This window comes from Streptomyces sp. 4F14 (assembly GCF_048159485.1).
In the GTDB taxonomy this organism is placed as follows: Bacteria; Actinomycetota; Actinomycetes; order Streptomycetales; family Streptomycetaceae; genus Streptomyces.
Genome location: NZ_JBLRVY010000008.1, coordinates 104,221 through 124,427 on the forward strand (window position 1 = coordinate 104,221; position 20,207 = coordinate 124,427).

Annotated in this window: 17 protein-coding genes; 10 read left to right on the forward strand and 7 right to left on the reverse strand. The window is 71.4% G+C overall.

Annotated features, from left to right (window positions below; translation table 11 throughout):
* Positions 1–76 precede the first annotated feature (76 nt).
* Complete coding sequence (locus ACLZOT_RS15795) at positions 77–2,104, reverse strand: alpha-galactosidase (RefSeq protein ID WP_416969807.1); 2,028 nt, start codon at positions 2,102–2,104, stop codon at positions 77–79.
* A gap of 115 nt (positions 2,105–2,219) precedes the next feature.
* Between ACLZOT_RS15795 and ACLZOT_RS15800 the strand changes: the two genes are divergently transcribed.
* From ACLZOT_RS15800 to ACLZOT_RS15830, 7 genes are all read left to right on the forward strand, one after another.
* Positions 2,220–3,257 carry a LacI family DNA-binding transcriptional regulator gene (locus ACLZOT_RS15800; protein ID WP_416969524.1) on the forward strand — a complete coding sequence of 346 codons (1,038 nt, stop codon included), beginning with the start codon at positions 2,220–2,222 and terminating at the stop codon, positions 3,255–3,257.
* Positions 3,258–3,366: 109 nt separating this feature from the next.
* The gene (locus ACLZOT_RS15805) at positions 3,367–4,698 is read left to right on the forward strand and encodes an ABC transporter substrate-binding protein (protein ID WP_416969525.1); all 1,332 of its coding nucleotides are present in this window, start codon (positions 3,367–3,369) and stop codon (positions 4,696–4,698) included.
* Between the two features lie 2 nt (positions 4,699–4,700).
* Positions 4,701–5,615, forward strand: a complete 915-nt coding sequence (locus ACLZOT_RS15810) for a carbohydrate ABC transporter permease (protein WP_416969526.1) — start codon at positions 4,701–4,703, stop codon at positions 5,613–5,615.
* Positions 5,612–6,433, forward strand: coding sequence for a carbohydrate ABC transporter permease (locus ACLZOT_RS15815; protein ID WP_416969527.1), 822 nt, complete (start codon positions 5,612–5,614; stop codon positions 6,431–6,433). Before ACLZOT_RS15810 ends, ACLZOT_RS15815 begins: the two co-directional genes overlap by 4 nt.
* Before the next feature lie 88 nt (positions 6,434–6,521).
* Complete coding sequence (locus ACLZOT_RS15820; protein WP_416969528.1) at positions 6,522–8,984, forward strand: cellulosome protein; 2,463 nt, start codon at positions 6,522–6,524, stop codon at positions 8,982–8,984.
* A gap of 50 nt (positions 8,985–9,034) precedes the next feature.
* A complete protein-coding gene (locus tag ACLZOT_RS15825; RefSeq protein ID WP_416969529.1) occupies positions 9,035–9,796 on the forward strand; it encodes an SDR family NAD(P)-dependent oxidoreductase in 762 nt (253 codons plus the stop codon).
* A gap of 281 nt (positions 9,797–10,077) precedes the next feature.
* Positions 10,078–10,986: a UTP--glucose-1-phosphate uridylyltransferase gene (locus ACLZOT_RS15830; RefSeq protein WP_416969530.1), complete on the forward strand. Its 909-nt coding sequence runs from the start codon at positions 10,078–10,080 to the stop codon at positions 10,984–10,986.
* 3 nt (positions 10,987–10,989) lie between these two features.
* Here ACLZOT_RS15830 and ACLZOT_RS15835 read toward each other — a convergent pair whose 3' ends face one another.
* Together ACLZOT_RS15835 and ACLZOT_RS15840 are read right to left on the reverse strand one after the other, a co-directional pair.
* Positions 10,990–11,616 carry a nucleoside/nucleotide kinase family protein gene (locus ACLZOT_RS15835; protein WP_416969531.1) on the reverse strand — a complete coding sequence of 209 codons (627 nt, stop codon included), beginning with the start codon at positions 11,614–11,616 and terminating at the stop codon, positions 10,990–10,992.
* Between the two features lie 56 nt (positions 11,617–11,672).
* Complete coding sequence (locus ACLZOT_RS15840) at positions 11,673–13,244, reverse strand: alpha/beta hydrolase (protein WP_416969532.1); 1,572 nt, start codon at positions 13,242–13,244, stop codon at positions 11,673–11,675.
* A 176-nt stretch (positions 13,245–13,420) separates the two neighbouring features.
* Between ACLZOT_RS15840 and ACLZOT_RS15845 the strand changes: the two genes are divergently transcribed.
* Together ACLZOT_RS15845 and ACLZOT_RS15850 are read left to right on the forward strand one after the other, a co-directional pair.
* Positions 13,421–14,020 (forward strand): TetR/AcrR family transcriptional regulator, encoded by a 600-nt coding sequence (locus tag ACLZOT_RS15845; protein WP_416969533.1) that lies wholly within the window; start codon positions 13,421–13,423, stop codon positions 14,018–14,020.
* Positions 14,021–14,090: 70 nt separating this feature from the next.
* Positions 14,091–14,831 (forward strand): response regulator transcription factor, encoded by a 741-nt coding sequence (locus tag ACLZOT_RS15850; protein WP_416969534.1) that lies wholly within the window; start codon positions 14,091–14,093, stop codon positions 14,829–14,831.
* Between the two features lie 53 nt (positions 14,832–14,884).
* On the opposite strand, the gene ACLZOT_RS15855 is transcribed toward ACLZOT_RS15850, so the two are convergent.
* Positions 14,885–15,919 (reverse strand): methyltransferase, encoded by a 1,035-nt coding sequence (locus ACLZOT_RS15855; RefSeq protein ID WP_416969535.1) that lies wholly within the window; start codon positions 15,917–15,919, stop codon positions 14,885–14,887.
* Positions 15,920–16,105: 186 nt separating this feature from the next.
* Here ACLZOT_RS15855 and ACLZOT_RS15860 point away from each other — a divergent pair, with 186 nt between their 5' ends.
* A complete protein-coding gene (locus ACLZOT_RS15860; protein ID WP_416969536.1) occupies positions 16,106–17,305 on the forward strand; it encodes an FAD-dependent oxidoreductase in 1,200 nt (399 codons plus the stop codon).
* Here ACLZOT_RS15860 and ACLZOT_RS15865 read toward each other — a convergent pair.
* The 3 genes from ACLZOT_RS15865 to ACLZOT_RS15875 all read right to left on the reverse strand — a co-directional run bounded on the left by ACLZOT_RS15865 (position 17,295) and on the right by ACLZOT_RS15875 (position 20,175).
* A complete protein-coding gene (locus ACLZOT_RS15865) occupies positions 17,295–18,488 on the reverse strand; it encodes a cytochrome P450 (protein WP_416969537.1) in 1,194 nt (397 codons plus the stop codon). The genes ACLZOT_RS15860 and ACLZOT_RS15865 overlap by 11 nt on opposite strands.
* Positions 18,489–18,568: 80 nt before the next feature.
* Positions 18,569–19,258 (reverse strand): GNAT family N-acetyltransferase, encoded by a 690-nt coding sequence (locus tag ACLZOT_RS15870; protein ID WP_416969538.1) that lies wholly within the window; start codon positions 19,256–19,258, stop codon positions 18,569–18,571.
* Positions 19,255–20,175: an NADP-dependent oxidoreductase gene (locus ACLZOT_RS15875; protein WP_416969539.1), complete on the reverse strand. Its 921-nt coding sequence runs from the start codon at positions 20,173–20,175 to the stop codon at positions 19,255–19,257. Before ACLZOT_RS15875 ends, ACLZOT_RS15870 begins: the two co-directional genes overlap by 4 nt.
* Positions 20,176–20,207: the final 32 nt, after the last annotated feature.

The window sequence follows — 20,207 nt, forward strand, 5'->3', positions numbered from 1 at the left end:
CGCGAAAGACAGGGGGAGACCGCAAAGTCCCCCTCACCCACCCGCGTTCAGCGTCCCACTGGCACCCTGACCCGTCTCACCTCAACCGCACCAGCACCACCCCCGGAACAGACCCCACGGCCACCCGCACCCCACTCCCGTCCCACACCGCACCCCCACTCCCGCCCGCACCCGGATGCACCACCTCGGCCACCACCGCCCGCCCCGCCAAATGCTCAACAGGCACCCGCACTTCCCCCTCCGCACCCCGCCGCCACACCGACAGGTAAGACGGCCCGCCCGGCACCCGCATCCCCAGCACCGCCCACTCGTCCCCCCACCCCGGCAACCCCAACGGCCAGAACGGCAAGGCCCGCGCGAGGTCGCCCCGGATCTCCTTGTAGACCCTCAACGCGTCCTGGACCAGCCCCATCTGACGCTCGGTCATCCGATCCAGATGCCCCGACAGATGGATCCGCCCCAACAACGCCCCGCCCAAGGTGAACGAGATCAACTCGTCCGGGTACGACGGCTGCGGATAGGCCCACACGGCCCCCTGCTCGGGCGGCACGACGGTGGCAGCGGAAGCGGCGATGGGCGGATACCGCAAGGGGTCCTGCTGATCGCTCGTCGACTGCAACTGCGCGACCGCCAGCGTCGCCCCGTCCATCCGCATCCCCCCGGACGCGCAACTCTCGACGACCAGCCCGGGATACCGGTCCAACACCCCGCCGAGCCAGTCGAGATAAGCCTGCCCGTGCCCCAACAGCCCGGCGCCGGGCGCCAGATCCCCCGGCCCCTCCGTCCCGGGATCGACGACGATGTTGTAGTCCAGCTTCAGATACCCGACCCCCCACTCCCCGACGATCCGGTCGACGGTCTTGTCGAGGTGCGCACGGGCCGCCGGATGCCTCAAGTCGAGCTGGTGCCGCCCCTGTTCGACGAGCCGGATCCCGTCCCGCTGAAAGAACGCATCGTCGGGAAGCGACCGGGCGACAGGACTGCGCACCCCGACGACCTCGGGCTCCAGCCACAGCCCGGGCACCATCCCCCGCTCCCGGATCCGCTCCAGCACCCGCCGGATCCCCCCGTCGGGAAACCGCCGGACGGACGGCTCCCACTCACCGACGCTGTCCCACCACCCGTCGGCATCGTCGTCGTACCACCCGGAGTCGATGCAGAAGTACTCGGCGCCGGCACGGGCGGCGGCGTCGATCAGCGGGTGGAGTTTCTCCGAAGTAGGGTCCCCCATCAGCGTGTTCATGTAGTCGTTGAAGACGACGGGCAGCCCCACATGATCGGGATGAGCCCGCCGCACGGCACGCCGGTAGGAGGTCATCGCCCCCATCGCCTCGTCGAACCCGGCCCCGACCGCCACCGCGACAGGCACCGTCGTGAACGACTCCCCCGCCCCGAGCCGCACCCGCCACTGATGCTCGGCGTCGGTGGGCCCGTTGAGCGCGAGGTAGGTCCCCCCGTCCCGCTCCCCCAGATCCCACCGCCACCCGGCGGGTGACTCGATCTGCCACAACCAGGCCCGCCCACCGCCCCGTTCGGTCAGCGCCCCCATCGCGAGGTGCCCGTCGGTGGGCCAACTCCCCCTCCCGGTGAGCCGGAACGCGGCCCGGCTGTCGTGCTGATGCACAGCGGCCCCGATATCGACGAGGACATCCCGCACCGGCGCGCACACCCAACGGCACTCCGCGAGCCAGTCGTTGCGAGCCCAGTGCACATCCAGGGCGTCCGGCGAAGGCAGCGCGCCGAGCAGCAGACTGCTGACGGACTGGACGACGAGCGGCGAGGCACCGTCGTTGCGCAGCCGCACCCGGGACCGCACCACCGACACCCCGGCGTAGGACTCGAACTCGGCGAAGGCGGTCAACCCCGTGTCGGGATCGTGGAGTTCGACAATCAGCCTCGACCCGTCGACGCAATGCCCTTGGTACCGCAGCCGATTCCCCGGCGCGGTCCCCGTGAACCGCGGCCCGGACCACCCGCTCCCCTGCCCGAACGCCGTCAACTCGACCAGGGGAAGGGCGATTTCGGCATCCACCGGCGGACTCCCGGAGCCGAGCCCCACCACCCTGACCGTCCCGTCGGAAGTGATCGCGAACGCGACCTCCATCCCCGGCCGCCCCCACACAAACCCGTCCACCGCGTCTCCCGTCACGTAAATCCGTCTCGTGAATCCGTCGTTACGGTCTCTTGACGACCCCTATGTGACCGGTCACAATCCTGGCATGGATGTGACCGGTCACACAAGGCGCCCGGCGAGCATCAGGGATGTGGCGAGCGCCGCCGGTGTCTCGTACCAGACCGTCTCCCGGGTGATCAACGACCACCCCAGCGTCCGCCAGGAGACCCGCGACAGGGTCCTCGCGGCGATCGACGAACTGGGCTTCCGCCGCAACGCGACGGCACTGGCGCTGGCCAGCGGCCGCAGCCGGAGCGTGACGGTGCTGACGGCGAACACGACGCACTACGGGTACGCGGCGATCCTCCAGGGCATCGAGGAGGCGGCCCGCGCGGCGTCGTACGCGGTGGGGATCGGCGTCCTGGAGTCCGCCGACGAGGCGGCCGTGGCCGCCGAGGTCCGGCGCGCGGCGGACGCGAGCGGCGGCCTGATCGTGATCGCGTACGATCCGGCGGGCGTCCGGGCGTTGACGGCCGTGCCTCCCGAACTCCCGGTCGTGGGCGTGGTCGAGACCCCCGCGAGCCCTCCGGAGGGCGACCGCCCCTGGGTGTGGACGGACGACCGGCAGGCGGCGTACGAGGCGACGCGCCACCTCCTCGCGCTGGGCCACGGCACGGTGCACTACGTCGCGATCCCCTCCAGCACCCGGCGTACGGCGGCCCGCACGGAAGGCTGGCGCCAGGCGCTGCGCGAGGCCGGCGCCACGGTCCCCCGTCCCCTGCAAGGGAGTTGGGGACCGGCGGGCGGACACGCGGCGGGCCTCGGGCTGGCCCGCGACCCCGCCGTCACGGCGATCCTGTGCGGCAACGACGACCTGGCGCTCGGTGTCCTGCGCGCCCTGCACGAGTCGGGCCGCGGCGTGCCCGGCGAGGTCAGCGTGGCCGGCTTCGACGACGCCCCCCACTCGGCCTACCTCACCCCGTCCCTGACGACCGTCCGCCTCGACTTCACCGGCCTCGGCAGAGCCGCGTTCGCCTCGCTGCACGGGGTGCTGGAGAAGTCGTCACAGATCGCCCCGCACCCCGTCTCCGTACCGGAGCTGGTGGTACGGGAGAGCACGGCACCACCGCCCGCCGCCCCCTGAACTCCCCGCACCGGCACGGGCGTACGACACCGCACAACTCAACACCCCTCACGAGCACCACTGTTCTCACTCCTGCTTCCTGAACCACCCCGTTCTCGAAAGGCACGTGATGCAGACAAGAGCTCTCCCGGCCCTGGCGCTGATCTGCGCCCTCGGCCTTGCCGCCACCGCGTGCAGCGACCCGACCGCCGGTGACTCCGGCGCGGACGCGAAGGACACGAAGCGTGCGGCCGTCGACCCGACCGCGCGTCTGGACGGCGTGAAGCTGACGATGTGGACCGCGCAGAACACGGTCACCGCGCCGAAGCAGGTGATCGACGCCTTCCAGAAGGCGACCGGCGCGAAGGTCGAGACGCAGGCTGTCCCGGACCTGTACGAGCAGAACGTCCCGACGAAGCTCGCCTCGGGCGACCGCCCCGACCTGATGTTCTGGCAGCCCTCCATCTCCACGCTGCCGTTCATCCAGCCGAAGCAGAACCTCCTGACCCTGGACGACGAGCCATGGGTCGCGAAACTCGGCGGCACGGAACAGAAGTTGGGCGTGATCGACGGCAAGCGGTACGCGGCGATCGTCACCAGCCCCGCGATGCTCGGCGTCTACTACAACAAGGACGTCTTCCGCCGGGCCGGCCTGAGCGAGAAGGACTTCCCGAAGTCCTACGACCAACTCCTCGCCCTCGGCCGCACGGTGACCGACAAGACGGACGCGGCGGGCTTCTACGAGGCGGGGGGCGACAAGTGGCCCCTCCAGTGGCAGATGCAGCTCCAGCTCACCGACCTCGACCCGGCGTGGTGGGACGGGCTGAACAAGGGTGAGAAGAAGTGGACCGACCCGGTGGTGGTCGCCGCCATCAAGAAGTACAAGGACAAGCTCTTCGACGCGGGCCTCGCGCAGAAGAACTACCGCACCGGCACGTTCACCGGCCAGGCGGACGCCCTGTGGAAGGGCGAGGCGGGGATGGTCCTCAACGTCACCTCGTTCCAGTCCCAGTTGCAGGCGAAGTACTCGACGGCCGAGATCGACCAGAAGATCGGCTGGTTCCCCGTCGCCAACTCCTCGGCGACCGGCCTGTATTCACCGGACCAGACGAACGGCGTGGTCGCCTTCCGCACGGGTGACGAGAAGCGGGAGAACGCGGCCCGGCAGTTCCTCGCGTTCTGGCTTGGGCCCGACTACGCCGACTACATCGCGGCGATGAAGATCCCGTCCGTGCAGCCGTCGGTGCCGACCCCGGCCGGCCTCCCGCAGACAGCCAAGGCCCAAGTCGCCGCGCTGCCCAAGGCGATCGGCGTCTTCCAGGCGAAGGCGATCGTCGCCCCCGACACGCACCTCTACCTCGCCGACATGATCTACGGCAAGAAGAGCCCGCAGCAGGTCGCGCAGGCGATCCAGGACCAGTTCGCCCAGGTCGCCAAGGCGCAGGGCGCACCCGGGTTCTGACGATGACTCAGACCATGGTCCGCGCCAACTCCGGCCCCACCGAACGCAAAGCACCGGGAAGGCTCCCCCGCGCCGCCGTCCACCACCCCTGGTGGTTCGCCCTCCCCGCGATCGCCGTCTTCGCGGGCTTCTTCCTGGCCCCCAACCTGCTCAACTTCTACTACCCGTTCACGAACTGGTCGTCGTACCACTCGGACATCTCCTTCACCGGCCTCGACAACTTCAGGACGGTCGCCGAGGACGGCTCCCTGCTGCGGGCGATCCGGACGACGCTGCTGTACGCCGTCCTCGCCGCGCTGTTCCAGAACGGCTTCGGTCTCGTCCTGGCGCTGCTCCTGGAGGCGGACACCCGGTTCAACCGGTTCTTCCGGGCCGTGTTCTTCCTCCCGGTGCTGATCTCGGCGCTCGCCACGGGGTACGTGTTCCAGGCGCTCCTGGACCAGGACGGCGCCCTCAACTCCGTGCTGGGCACGGACATTCCGTGGCTGGGGTCCACGACCTGGACGCTGGTGATCGTCAGTGTCATCCACGGCTGGAAGTGGATGGGCCTGTCGATGCTGATCTACCTGGCGGGGCTCAAGGGCATCCCGAACGACATGCTCGAAGCCGCGCGGATGGACGGCGCCGGGCCCTGGCGGACGTTCTGGTCGGTGCGCTGGCCCATGCTCGCGCCGGCCGTGACCTTCAACGTGACGACCGCGCTGATCGGTTCGATGAACACCTTCGACATCGTGCAGGCCACGACCGGCGGGGGTCCCGCCGCCTCCACGGAGGTCTTCAACATCTACATGTTCCGGATCTTCGGCCAGGGCCTGTACGCGCAGGCGACGGCGATGAGCCTGGTGCTCTTCCTGATCGTGGTCGCGGTGGCGATCCCGCTGGTCGTCGGGCTGAGGCGAAGGGAGCAACTGCTGTGACCGCCTGGCGTGTTGGCCGTCCCGCTCTCGTGATCCTCATCGCCGCGCTCGCCATCGGCGTCCCCCTGTGGCTGGTCGCGGTCACCTCGGCGAAGCCGCAGGGGGAGGCCGTCAAGCCCAACCTGGACCTGCCGCAGCACTGGCAGCCGGGCAGCAACTACCAAGACGCCGTGAACCAGGGCGAGATGCTGCGCGGGCTGCTCAACTCCCTGCTCGTCGTGGTCCCTTCGGTGGTGCTCGTGCTGGTGCTCGGGGCGGGCGCCGCCTGGGTGTTCGCGCGCCGCAAGTCCCGTCTGGTGTCGGCGGCTTACGCGCTGTGCATCAGCGGGCTGCTGCTGCCGCCGGCCGTCGTCACCGTCGTGATGGAGCTGCGGCAACTGGGGCTCGCGAACACGCGGCCCGGAATGGTCGCCGTGTACACCGGCATGTACCTGTCCACGTCGATCTTCTTCATGACGGGGTTCATCCGCGCGATCCCCTTCGAGCTGGAGGAAGCGGCACGGATCGACGGGGCACGGCCCGCGCGGATCTTCGTCCGGATCGTCCTGCCGCTGCTGCGGCCGGTGATCGCCACCGCGACGATCATGGTGACGCTCTACGCCTGGAGCGACGTCTTCTACGCGTTCTTCGTCCTCGGCGGCGGAGACCGGGCCACCCTGCCGCTCAACCTCTACCAGGTGGCCAGCGCTCAGCTCTACCTCAACAACTGGCATCTCGTCTTCGCGTACGTCGTGGTGATGAGCCTGCCGATGGTCGCCGTGTTCCTCGTCGGCCAGCGCAAGATCGTGTCCGGAATCACCAGTGGAGCCGTCAAATGACCGGAGGTCCAGCAGCGTGATCGCCCCCACCCGCACGAGATCCCGCGTACGAACCGCCCTTGTCACCACCGCACTTGGAGCCGCCCTCATGGCAGGCGCACTCCCCTCGGCCGCTCAGGCCACCGTCGATCCCCAGCGCCTGACCGTCGACCTCGCCGCCTCCGAGGGCCCGGTCCAGCTCGGCGCGAACGGCGCCCTGTACGGCCTGGGCGACGACGGCGTGCCGAGCGACGCGGCCCTCGAACCCCTGAAGATCACCAGCATCTCGCAGAAGCCGGACGGCGGCCTCCAGCACCCGAACGGCGACGCGCAGGCCGTGTCGAAGGCGTTCTTCCGCAACGGCGGCGGCGAGATCAACGTCATGATGCAGGACATCTACGCGAAGTGGCCGTACGAGAACCTCGGCATCGACGACTACCTCCCCAAGGTCGACAGCATCACCCGCCGCATCGCGGCCGACCCGAACAGCGAGCGTTTCGTCTACATCCCGTTCAACGAACCGGACTTCATCTGGTACAAGCTCAACGGGCCGCAGGCTGAGTACGAGGTGGAGCGCGACCGTTTCCTCACGCACTGGAAGACGGTGTACGAGCGGATCCGCGCGATCGACCCGGACGCGGTGATCGCCGGGCCCAACGAGACCGGCTACTACCCGCGTTTCCTGCGGGACTTCCTCACCTTCGCCAAGCGCGAGAACGTCCTCCCGCAGATCATGACCTGGCACGAACTCAGCTCGGGTTCCCTGCGCGACTTCCAGGGCCACTACGACAACTACCGCGCCCTGGAGCGGGAGTTGGCCATCGGCCCACTGAAGATCAACATCGACGAGTACGCGAACCGGCGCGACCTGTCCGTGCCGGGCCAACTCGTGCAGTGGATCTCGATGTTCGAGAGGAACAAGGTGTACGCCAACATGGCGTACTGGGACGCGGCGGGCAACCTCAGCGGTCACGTCGTCCGCTCCAACATCCCCAACGGCGGCTGGTGGCTGTTCCGTTGGTACGCGGGCCTGACCGGCGACACGGTCAAGGTGACGCCCCCGCAGGCCAACACCATCGACACGCTCCAGGGGTTGGCGTCCCTGGACACCTCCCGCCGCCAGGCCCAGGTCCTGCTGGGCGGCTCGGCGGGTGACGCGGACGTCGTCGTCCAGAACGTCCCGCGCAAGCTGTTCGGCCGCACGGTCACCGCGACCGTCGCCGAGGCCGGCTGGTCGGGGTACGAGGGTCAGCACGCGGCGCCGCAGGTGCTGAGCCGCGTCAAGGTCACCGTGGCCGCCGACGGCACAGCCACCGTCCCCCTGCGCGGCCTGCGCAAGATGTCGGCGTACCGGATCGTCCTCACCCCGTCCGGCACCGGCACCCCGGCCACGGCCTCGGTCCCCTGGTCCGCGTCGTACGAGGCCGAGGACGCGGCGATCACCGGCGGCACCGTCTACACGCAGGGCACCGTCCAGAACGCCAACGGCTACGCCGCGTCCGGCACGAAGGACGTCGGCTCCCTCAACACCCCCGCCAGCAAGGTCGACTTCACGGTGACGGTCCCCGAGGACGGGGTGTACGACCTGGCGGTCCTGTACGGCAACCAGTCCGGCCGCCCGGCGACGCAGCGGCTCTCTGTCGACGGCGCCGCTCCGGTCACCGTGACGTACCCGTCCACCCAGAACTGGACCTACCGCGCCAAGCAGCACGTCAGCCTCCAACTGGCTGCCGGTACGCACGTGTTGAGCCTCGCCAAGGGCGACGCCGAGGTCACGCTCGACCGGATCGACCTGACCCGCCGCACCCGGACAACAGCGTCGTACGAGGCGACACTCGCGGACGTCAGCGGGCGTCCGGCGTTCGACTACTCCTCGTCGGCCGGCACCGGCACGGGTTCGCTCGTGCTGCGGGGCGGCGACAAGGCGGTGTTCGACGTGTACGCGCCGCGCGACGGCTACTACACGGTCGTACCGAAGGGGGCGGGGCCGGTTCACCTCACGCTGCACGGCGAGAAGTTGGCCGCCGTTCCGAACCGTGCGCTGCGGCTGTACCTGGTCGCCGGGAACAACCGGGTCGCGGTGACGTCCGGGCACGCGTCGCTGCGGTCGCTCGACGTGTCGGGGGACGGGTCCGGTACAGGTGTCCTCACGTACGGCGCCGCCGACGCCGTCCTCGCCGGTGGCGCCAAGCTCGTCGACTCCGGGTACGCGCCGGGCGGGGCGTACATCGGCAATCTCGGCAACAGCCCTGACAGCACGGCCGAGTTCAGGGTGAACGCGCCGAAAGCAGGGCGGTATCTGCTGGTCGTGACCTACGCGCACAACGACCGGCGGGACAACGGGCACGCCTACAACACCGACATCATGTCCCGCACGGCGGACATCAAGGTCGGTTCGGGTACGACGCAGAAGGTCACGTTCAAGAACACGTGGAGCACCGACGACTACTGGACGGTCGGTGTCCCGGTCGAACTGCGCAAGGGCGCCAACGCGGTGACGTTCGGCAACGCGAGCGCCGCGGCCCCCGACATCGCGGGGATCGAGGTGGGCCGGATCAACGGCAAGCACTGACCCATGCCCGGCCGCGGGCAGCCCGCGGCCGGGACGGTAACTTGTCCGGCATGAGCACGATCACGGAGAACGGGCAGCCCGCGGGCCGTCTCGCAGGCAAGGTCATCGTCGTCACGGGCGCGGCGCGCGGGCAGGGGCTGGCCGAGGCGCACGCCCTGACCCGGGCCGGGGCGACCGTCGTCGCCACCGACGCGCGCCCCGCGGACGACGGGTGCCTGAAGCTCGACATCAGCTGCGAGGCCGACTGGGACGCGCTGGCCGCCGGGCTGAAGGAGTCGTACGGCCAGGTCCACGGGCTGGTCAACAACGCGGGGATCATCGAGCGCCACCGCCTCGACTCCGTACGGCCCGAGGACATGGCGCGGGTGCACGCCGTGAACACGACCGGGCCGCTGCTCGGCATCCAGAAGCTGTCGCCGCTGATGCCGCCGGGCTCGTCGATCGTGAACATCGGTTCGGCGACCGCGCTGACCGGCTACTACCCCGTCGCCTACACGGCCAGCAAGTGGGCGCTGCGCGCGGTCTCGAAGATCGCCGCGACCGAGCTGGGCCCGAAGGGGATCCGCGTCAACTCCGTGCTGCCCGGCTACATCGAGACGGAGATGACGGCCGCCGCCTCGCAGGCGTTCCGCGACGCGACGATCGGCGAGACCCCGCTCGGCCGGGCCGGCACGGTCGACGACATCGCCCCGCTGGTCGTGTTCCTCCTCTCCGACGAGTCGGCGTTCATCACGGGCACGGAGATCCCGGTGGACGGCGGCCTGACGTCCCACGGCGGCGTGAAGTCGATCTCGGACGCGCTCAGGGGCTAGGGCCTGTGCGGCGGATCAGGCTGCGGTCGCGGGGTCTGGCACGCTCATCTGCCGCGTTGTCGTCGGTTGCCGACGTCCCCCAGCCTTCGGCCGGGAGGTGCCCCCACCGCGTCGCCGCCCTCCTCCGCCTTGCAGCTGCACGCACCAGACCCCGCTCACCGGCACCCATACGGAACCGCCACTCTCGTGCAGCCTGATCCGCCGCACAGGCCCCAGCCCGCGTTGGTAGCGTCAGCCTCACGTCGAAGAAGCGACGCAGCCGCACGTACGAGAGAGAGCAGATGTCCTCCCCCACGATCCGCAGGGCCGTCATCCCCGCCGCCGGGCTCGGTTCGCGCCTGCTGCCCCTGACCAAGGCGATCCCGAAGGAGATGCTGCCGGTCGGTGACAAGCCGGTCGTCGAGCACACGGTCCGTGAGCTGGTGGACTCCGGCATCACGGACATCACGATCGTCGTGTCGGGCGGCAAGTCCCTGATCCAGGACCACTTCCGGCCGAACCCGGCGCTGGTGGACCAGTTGCGGGCGGACGGCAAGACGGCGTACGCGGACGCGGTGGAGGAGGTCGCCGAGCTGGCCCGGCGCGGCCACATCACCTATCTGGACCAGCGCGGCCCGTACGGCAACGGCACGCCCGTCCTGAACGCGGCGCGTTCCTTCAACGACGAGCCGGTCCTCGTCCTGTGGCCGGACGACGTGTTCGTGGCCGAGGTCCCGCGCGCCCAGCAGCTCATCCGGGCGTACGAGCAGACGGGCTGCCCGGTCCTGGCCCTCCTCCCGATGGACCCGAAGGACTCGCAGCGCTACGGCGTCCCGATCGTCAAGGAGGACCTCGGCGAGGGCCAGCTCCGCATCACGGGCCTGGTGGAGAAGCCGAAGCCGAAGGACGCCCCCTCGTCGTACGCGGCGATCGGCGGCTACGTCATCACCCCGGGCATCGTCGACGAGCTGCGCGAGCAGACCCGCCGCTGGCACGAACACCGCACGGGCGAGATCTACTTGACGGACGCGATCAACGCGTACGCCGCGACCCGCGCGGTGTACGGCCAGGTCATCCAGGGCGAGTGGTACGACACCGGCAACCCGGCGGACTACCTGGTCGCCCAGATGGCCCACGCGCTCGCGCACCCGGAGTACGGCCCGGTCCTGCGCAACCTGGTCCGCACCCTCGACGGCACCCAGGGCGAATAGCCGTCACGGCACCGGGAGTTGGGCGGACGTCAGCACCAGATCCGCCCGCTCCCGCGTCCGCGCCACCAGTTCGGCGTTGCGCTCATCGCTCCGCGACACCCAGGCCACGGCGGCCTCGTGGGACTTCCCGAACTCCTCGTGCCGGGCGACGAGTCGGCGCACCCGCTCCTGCTCGTCCGGCGCGCAGAACCACACCTCGTCGAGTTCGGCCCGCACCCGTACCCATGAACCGGTGCCCAGCAGAAGGTAGTTGCCCTCCGTGACGACGAGCCGCGCGCTCGGCGGCACCGGGACGGCACCGGCGATCGGCTGCTCCAGAACCCGTTCGAACCCGGGCGCGTACACCAACTCCCCGGAAGACCGGAGCCGGTTCAGCAGCGCCGCGTACCCCGCCGCGTCGAACGTCTCCGGTGCCCCCTTGCGGTCGCGCAGCCCGAGCCGGTCCAACTCGACGTCGGCGAGGTGGAATCCGTCCATGGGGACGTGTGCGGCGACCGGCCCGAGTTCCCGCACCAGGCGCTCGGCGAGCGTGGTCTTCCCGGCCCCCGGGCTCCCCGCGATGCCGAGGACCGCCCGGCGGTCGGGGCGGACGAGGGCGGCGGCCCGGCGCAGCAGATCGTCGAAAGTCATGGGACCAGTGTCCCGGGGGCCGGTCCCGGATCCGTCCGGAACCGGCCCTCTTGCCATCAGTACCTCGGTGTGCCGATCAGGTCGGGCAGCGGGTTGACGAGCGCGCCCTTGCGTTCTTCGGGCGCGGGTTCGGTGGGCCAGAGGGCCGGGCAGTGCGTGCCGGGACGCGGCGTCTTCAGCGTCAGCAGGTAGGTGTCGATGGCGCTCCGCGCACACGGGCTGAGCCAGTAATCCCCGTGCCCCGCACCGTCGTACGTCAGCAGCACGGCCTCCCGGCCGATCTGCCGGGCGGCGTTGGCGGCCCAGTCGTGCGGAGTGGCCGGGTCGAAGCGGCTGTTGGTGAGGAGGATCGGCGGGGTGCCGTCGACCTTGAGGGGGCGCGGCGGGTTGGTGACCTTCGCGGGCCAGTTCTGGCAGCCGGTCATCGCGGTCCAGCCGAGCGGGCTGAGCCGGGTGACGGGGGCGTAGCGGGCGAGGGCCTTCTTCTCCCGGACGAGCGTGTTGTAGGCGGGGACGCCGAAGGCGTAGTCCTGGCACATGACCGCCGGGAACGGGTACGGCGCCGGCTCCCCGAACGCGGCGAGGCGGCGGGCCGTGTCCTCGCCGGGGTCGTCGATGTCGCTGAGGAGGTCGGCGAGCTGGAACCAGGACACCGGGTCGTACAGGAATCCGAAGACGGTCAACTGGACGTCCTGCGGCTTGAGTTCGATGCCGCCCGGGAGTTCCAGCTCACCGGCCTCCGCGCGCCGGTACAGGGAGTCGAACAGGGCGCGGGCGTCGCGGCCGTACAGCTCGCAGGCGGGGGTGCGGGCGCACCAGTCGGCGAACTGGCCGTAGACCTCCTCCATCGCGACGGCCTCGGTGCGCTGGAACGCCGAGCGGTCGAGGCTGTGGTCCATGTTGGAGTCGAGGGCGAGGGCGCGGACGCGCTGGGGGTAGCGGGCGGCGTACTGCTGGCCGATGGCCGTGCCGTAGGAGACGCCGTAGTAGCTGATCCTCCGCTCGCCGAGGGCGGCGCGGATCGCGTCCATGTCCTGGACGACCTGGCCGGTGTCCATGTGCTCGAAGAGGGGGCCGCTGCGGGCGCGGCAGTCCTTGCCGAGGGCCCGGTTGGCGGCGCGCAGGGCGGTGAAGTCGCGGGCGCTGCCGGGGTACAGGAGCGGGTCCTGCCGTACGACGAGGTCCCAGTCGCACATCACGGGGTGGCTGCGGGAGACGCCGCGCGGGTCGAAGCCGATGATGTCGAAGCGGGCGAGGAGGGCGGGCGAGAGGGAGGAGGGGGCGCCGAAGGCGAAGTCGACGCCGGAGCCGCCGGGGCCGCCGGGGTTGACCAGGAGGGGGCCTATGCGGCGGGCGGGGTCGGTGGCGCGGTGCCGGTTGAGGGCGAGGGCGATCGTCGCGCCCTTCGGCTTCGCGTGGTCCACGGGGACCTTGAGGGTGGCGCACTCGAATCCGGCGGTGCCGTCGGGCGCGGTACAGGGCTTCCAGGAGATCCGCCCCGGTTTCTCGGGGGCGGCGGTGGCCGTGGTGCCGGTGAGGAGCTGGCCGAGCAGCGTGGCGGCGAGGGCGCCGGCCGCGAGGAGGTGGCGGCTTCTTGTGCGGTGACTGTGCCGGTGCTGTGTGCTCATGCCGGTCATTGTCGGCGCGCGGCATCGTCACAACAGGGCTTTTGCGACACGGGAGTTGAGAAAATCCCCGGGAAACCTCCCCGGCCCCGGAAGTGACTGACGCCACAAGCGAGACGCGCCCGTTCCGTTAGCGGCGCGGCTAGCCTGAGGCCGTTCACGCCCGAGGAGGGGTGCCCATGGCCGTCCGCCGCACCCGGATCACTCCCTTGCGCGCCGCCCAGGTGTACGAGGCAGTCCTCGCCCTGCTGCGCGAGGTCGGGTACGAGGCGCTCACGATGGAGGCGGTCGCCGCCCGGGTCCGCGCCGGGAAGGCCACGCTGTACCGGCAGTGGGGCAGCAAGCCCGATCTGGTCGTCGCGGCCCTCGGCCGGCGCGAGCCGCTGCGGATCACCCAGATCGACACGGGTTCGCTGCGCGGCGACCTGTACGCGCTGGTGGAGAGCGTCGGCGACGAGGCGCTCCAGCGGGGTCCCACCCTGCACCTGGGGGTGGGCAGCGCCATCCGCGACCACCCCCAACTGCGGCGCACCCTGCGGCAGGCGATGCTCGAACCGGCCATGCGGGACCTCTCCCTCCTCCTGCGCCGGGCGGTGCGGCGCGGTGAGGTCCCCGAGGACTGCCCCGCGCTCGACCTCGTCCCCGGGATGCTGTGCAGCGTCGTCCTCGCCCGTCCGCTGCTCGGCGAGGAGCCGCTGACCGTCGCCGTGATGCGGCGGCATCTGGACGCGCTGGTGTTCCCGGCGCTGGGCCTGCGGCCCGCCTCGACCGTCCCCTGAGACTCCCCCGACGTCACCCCCCACACCCTCGCGGAGAGCACCCCTCCGGGAGTCACCAGGAGAAGAACCCATGCATGTACTCCTCGTCGAGGACGACCCCGACATCGCCGGCCCTCTCGCCCGGGGCCTCGCCCGCTACGGCCACGAGGTCCGCTGGGTCGTCACCGGGCAGGACGCGCTGCTCGCCGGGGACGACCCGGAGATGGTCCTCCTGGACCTCGGTCTGCCGGACATGGACGGTCTCGACGTGTGCCGCCGGCTGCGCGCCCGCAGCGAGGTCTCCCTCATCATGATCAGCGCGCGGGGCTCGGAGACCGACAAGGTCGTGGGCCTGGAGCTGGGCGCGGACGACTACGTCGTGAAGCCGTTCACCGTACGGGAGCTGATCGCCCGGATGCGCGCGGTGCAGCGCCGGCGCCTGGCCCCGCCGCCGGCCGCGCCCGCGGTTCCCCCCACGCCGCCCGGCGTCGTCATCGGCCTGCCCCGCCGCTCCCGCGACCGCTACGGCCGCCTCTCCATCGACCGGCTCGCCCACCGCACGTACCTCGACGACAGGGAGATCCCCCTCAGCCCCAAGGAGTACGCCCTCCTCGTCTACCTCGCCGACCGCCTCGACACCCTCGCGACCCGCGAGGACATCATGGCGGCGGTCTGGGACAGCAACTGGTTCGGCCCGACGAAGACCCTGGACACGCACGTGTACGGCCTGCGCCACAAGCTGGGGGACGCGGTGTGCATAGAGGCGGTGCGGGGCGTCGGTTTCCGGCTGGCGGTGAAGCCCGGGGCCCCCGCGCGCCAGCCGGCATCCTGAACGCACGCCCGCCCACGTCCTGAACCCACGCCCGCCCACGTCCTGAACGGCCCTCACACGGGCCTGGCCTCGACCACCCGGTAGTCGGTCGTCCGCAGCGGCGCGCTCACGCCCGTCAGCGCGAACCCGGCGCCGGTGAGCAGCGCCTCGAACTCGCTGTGGGTGCGCTCGCGTCCGCCCGTGTAGACGAGCATGTTGATGTCGCTGACCACCATGGGCACGGTGAGGGTCTCGTCGGCGCGGTCCGGCATGACGGGTTCGACGATCAGCAGGACGGCGCCGTCCGTCATGGCGCGGCGGCAGGAGCCGAGGACGGCGGTGCTGCGCTCGTCGTCCCAGTCGTGGATGACGGACTTGAGCAGATAGGCGTCGCCGCCCTCCGGGACCGCCTCGAAGAAGTCCCCGGCGACGATCTCGCACCGCTTGTCGACCCCGGCACGCCGCAGTGTCTCGGGCGCCCGCGCGGTCCCTTCGGCGCTGTCGAAGAGGACGCCCCGTGTCTCCGGGCTGGCGGCGAGGACGGCGGACAGGAGGGTGCCGTCGTTGCCGCCGACGTCGACGACGGTGCCGTAGCCGCCGAAGTCGTGGCCGGCGACGATGTCCCGGGCGGCCTGGCGGGTGTGGTCCGCCATCGCGCGGTTGAAGACCTCGCCCACCTCGGGTTTCCCGGCGAAGTAGGCGAACGCCGAGGTTTGGTAGAGGTGTTCGAAGGACGGTTCGCCCGTCCGCACGCTGTGCAGCAGTTCACCCCACGAACGCCTGGCCTCTTCCCGGAAGTTCAGCAGGACGGTGGCGTTGAGCGAGTCGGCGTGGTCGCGGCGCAGGAGGGCGCCCATGGGGGTCGACTCGTAGCGGCCCGGCGCGGGTTCGGTCACCAGGCCGACGCAGGCCATGGCGCGCAGGAGGCGGGCGAGCGAGGGGGCGTGGGTGCCGGTGCGCTCGGCGAGGTCCTCGGTGGTGTGCACGCCGGAGGCCAGCAGGTCCGGGAGGGCGAGCTGGGTGGCGGTGTGGATGACGTGCGGTGCCAGGTGTCCGGTGAGGAGGGTCAGCAGGGTCTCACGGGCAGAGGTCTGGTCGGCTTCGCTCACGGGTGCGGCCTCATGTCGTCTGCGGGTCGGACGGGTCGGCGACAGGGTGGCAGAACGGGGTCGAGGACCCCTTGAGCCGGCCGGGCCGTACCGCGGCACCCCTGGAGTTTCGCTTGACAATCAAGCATCTCGACGTTCAAGCTAAAAGGGCGTACAAAGGTCCGGAAAGTCGGGAGAGCGAAGATCATGGCTGACCACGTGGGCACCCGGAAGGTTCTGGTCATCGGGGGCGGCATCGCCGGCCCGCTGGTGGCCATGTTCCTCCAGCGCATCGGGATGACACCGGTGATCTACGAGTCCCGGTCCGAGCCGAACGACGAGGCGGGCGCCTTCCTCGGCCTCGCGCCGAACGGGCTCGCCGTCCTCGGGCTGCTCGGCCTCGACGAGGAGGTGCGCGCCGCGGGCACCCCGACGACGAGCATCGTCTTCGAGAACCACGTCGGCAAAGTGCTGGGGAACAACCCCGAGACGGTCACGACGATCAAGCGGGGCCTCCTCAACCGCGCGCTGCGCGAAGCGGCGCTGGCGCGCGGGATCACCGTGGAGTTCGGCAGGCGGCTGCGGCGGGTGGAGACCTCGGCGACGGCGGTCACGGCGTACTTCGAGGACGGCTCCGAGGTGACCGGCGACCTCCTCGTGGGCTGCGACGGCATCCACTCGGCGACCCGCAGGTCGCTCTTCCCACAGGCCAGGGAGCCCGAGTACACGGGGATCGTCGACTGCGGGGCGTTCACCCGGTCCGACGCCGTGCCGCTGTCCGACGGGGTCATGCGGATGACGTTCGGCGTCAAGGGCTTCTTCGGCTACCAGCGCGTCCCCTCCGGCGAGGTGTTCTGGTTCGAGAACCACACCACCAAGGACGAGCCGGACCGGGCGAAGCTCGACGCGATCCCCTCGGCGGAGTGGCGCGAGCGGCTGGTGCGGCGGCACGGCGACGACCAGAAGCACGTCCTCGACATCATCCGCTCCACGCAGGGCCCGATCGACCGCTGGCCCATCTACGACCTGCCCTCCCTGGAGCGGTGGCACAAGGGCCGGGTGTGCCTCGTCGGGGACGCCGCCCACGCCTCGTCGCCGCACGTCGGCCAGGGCGCCTCGCTGGCGATGGAGGACGCGGTCTGGCTGGCGAAGTGCCTGCGGGACGTCCCCGACCCGGTGCGGGCGTTCGCGGTCTTCGAGGACCTGCGCCGCGACCGCGTGGAGAAGATCGTCAAGGAGGCCCGGCGCACCGGGAACCAGAAGGCCCCCACCAACGTGCTCACCCGTGGCCTGCGGGACCTGGTGCTGCCGTTCTTCCTGCGGCTCGGCGTCAAGTCCACCGAGCAGATCTACCGGTACCGCGTGGTCTGGGACGAGCCCGTGAAGGTGCCGTCCGCTACCAGGTGACGGGCAGCCGCCTCAGACCCCGGATCAACCCGCCGGTGTTCCACTCCAGTTCACCGGCGGGCACCGCGAGCCGCAGTCCTGGCAGCCGGCGCAGCAGCGTGGTGAGGGCGAGTTCCAGTTCCACGCGCGCCAGTTGGGCCCCGAGGCAGAAATGGGCGGAGTGCCCGAGGGCGAGGTGGTGGTTGGGTTCGCGGCGCAGGTCGAGGCGGTACGGGTCGGGGAAGACCCTCGGGTCGTAGCCCGCGGCCCCGAGGTCCACGACGATCCCCTCGCCCCTGCGGACGGTGACGCCGCCCAGCTCCACGTCCTCGGTGGCGATCACGGCGTGCGCCGACCCGGCGCCCGTCGGGACGAACCGCAGCAGCTCCTCGACCGCCCTGGGCGCGATCTCCGGATGCGCCCGCAGATCGGCGAGCTGGTCGGGGTGGCCGAGGAGGACGTACACGAAGTTGGAGATCTGGTTGAGGGTCGTCTCGTGGCCGCCGATCAGCAGCGCCACCCCCAGCCAGATCAGCTCCTGCTCGCCGAGCCGGTCCTCCTCGTCCCGGGCGAGGACCAGCGCGCCCAGGAGGTCGTCGGCGGGGGTCGCGCGGCGCTCGGCGACGAGTCCCGCGAGGTAGCCGAAGAAGTCGGCCATCGCCGTGCGGACCTCGTCGGAGCCGAACGCGGTGGTCCCCATGACCTTCTCGGTGAAGGACCGGAAGCGCGTCCGGTCCGCCAGCGGGACGCCCAGCAGCGTGCAGATCACCCGCAGCGGCAGCGGCACGGCCACCCGGGACACCAGGTCGGCGGGCGGGCCGGCCGCGTCCATGGCGTCGACCAGCTCGTCGACGAACCGCTGGATCTCGCCGCGCATCCCCTCGATCCGGCGCGCGGTGAACGCCTTCGCGGCCAGCCTGCGCACCCGCGTGTGGGCGGCGCCGTCCAGCGTCATGATCGTCCCCGCCGGCGGCGGCTCGGGCATCAGGCGCGGCAGCTCCGGGTTCCCGGCCGCCAGGCCCCGGCTGATCACGGGGCTCGCGAGGACCTCCCGTACGTGGTCGTGGCGCACGGCGAGCCAGGCGGGCCCCCCGTGCGGCAGCCGTACGCGGGTGAGCGCGTCGCGGCCGAGCAGCTCCCGGTAGGCGGGGTCCGGGTCGAGGCGGTGCGGCTCGCCCAGCGGATACGGCCTGATCGCCTCCATGACCAGGGGCCTCCCTCGTCGGCACGACGTGACGAGGAAGTGTGCCAGGCCCGCCTAGAGGCCCGCTCAAGCCGCGCCGGTCAGACCGGTACGCCCTCCAGGGGCCGCGCGGCGAGGAACGCCGTACGCCGCCGCAGGGTGAAGCCGAGGGACTCGTAGAGGCGGATCGCGTTCGTGTTGCCCGCCCCGGTGTGCAGGAACGGCACTTCGCCGCGCTCCCGGATGCCGTGCGCGACCGCGAGGACGAGCCGGGTGGCCAGGCCCTGCCCCCGGTACGCCGGGTCGGTGCACACGGCGCTGATCTCCGTGTACCCCGGCGGGTGCAGCCGCTCCCCGGCCAGCGCGACGAGCGCGCCCTCGCGCCGGATGCCGAGGTAGGTGCCGAGTTCGATGGTGCGCGGCAGGAACGGTCCTGGCTGGGTGCGGGCGACCAGGTCGAGGATCTCGGGGACGTCGGCGGCGCCGAGCCGTACGGCCTCGTCGTCCGGCGCCGCGTCGAGGCCGTCGTCCACGAGCTGGACGCCCTCGACCTGGAAGGTGATCTCCCACCCGGCGGGCAGGTCGCCCCGGTAGCCGGGCAGCGGCACCTCGGCGCCGGGTCCGGCGAGCGCGGCGAGGTCGGCCCAGTCCCGCGCGTCGGGCTCCTCCGGCAGCGCGAGCCACGGCGAGACGTCGACGGGGTACCGCAGCACCCGCCCTCTGCGTTCGGCGAACCGCGCGTGCGGCCCGGTGAGGGAGTGCAGCGCGGGATGGTCCAGGACGTGGCTCACGCCGCTCCCCCGATCTCGATGACGACCTTGCCCCGGGCGTGCCCCTCTTCGACGCTGCGCAGCGCTTCCCCGGCGTCGTCGAGGGAGAACCGCGCGGTGACGTACGGATCGAGGTCGCCCCGCACGACGAGCTGGGCCACGGCCTCCAGTACGGCCGTGCTGCGGGCCCGCGTGACCCGCGCCCCGCCCAGTGCGGCGACGGTCTCCTCGGGGGCGCCGGCCGTGATCAGCCGGCCCGGCCCGCTCACCAGCCCGGCCGCCTGTTCCAGGACCTCGCCGCCGACGAGGTCGTACACCGCGTCGACGGTTCCCGGGACCCGCGAGGCCCAGTCGGGGCCGGACGGCACGTGGAGCGCGCCCAGCGATTCGAGGAACTCCTTCTTCGCGGTGCTCGCGACGCCGACGACCTTGAGGCCGAGGGCGCGGGCGATCTGGACGGCGGCCACGCCGACGCCGCCGCCCGCGCCGGTGATCAGGAGGGTGGCGCCGGCGGGCAGGGCGAGCTGGTGGACACCGTCGTAGGCGGTCGCGGCGGCGACGGGGAGGGTCGCGGCGTCGGCGAAGGACAGGGCGGCGGGCTTGTGGGCGGCGAGGGTCACCGGGAGGACCGTCTCCTCGGCGTAGCCGCCGGCCAGGGTCGAGCCGAAGACCTCGTCGCCGACGGCGAACCCGGTCACGCCCGCGCCGAGCGCGGTCACCACGCCGGCCGCCTCGCTGCCGAGGACCGCGGGGAAGACGCGCTCGCCGGTGTCGCCGGGGCGGCGCAGGCCCGTACGGAGTTTCCAGTCGACGGGGTTGACGCCGGCCGCGCGGACGGCGATCAGGAGTTCGCCGGGGCCCGGGGCGGGGCGGTCGAGGTCGATGAGGGCCTGGGTCTCCGGGCCTCCGTGGCGGGTGAAGACGTACGCCTTGGACATGGCTCCCTCTCTACGGCTCGTCTGTGTCATCT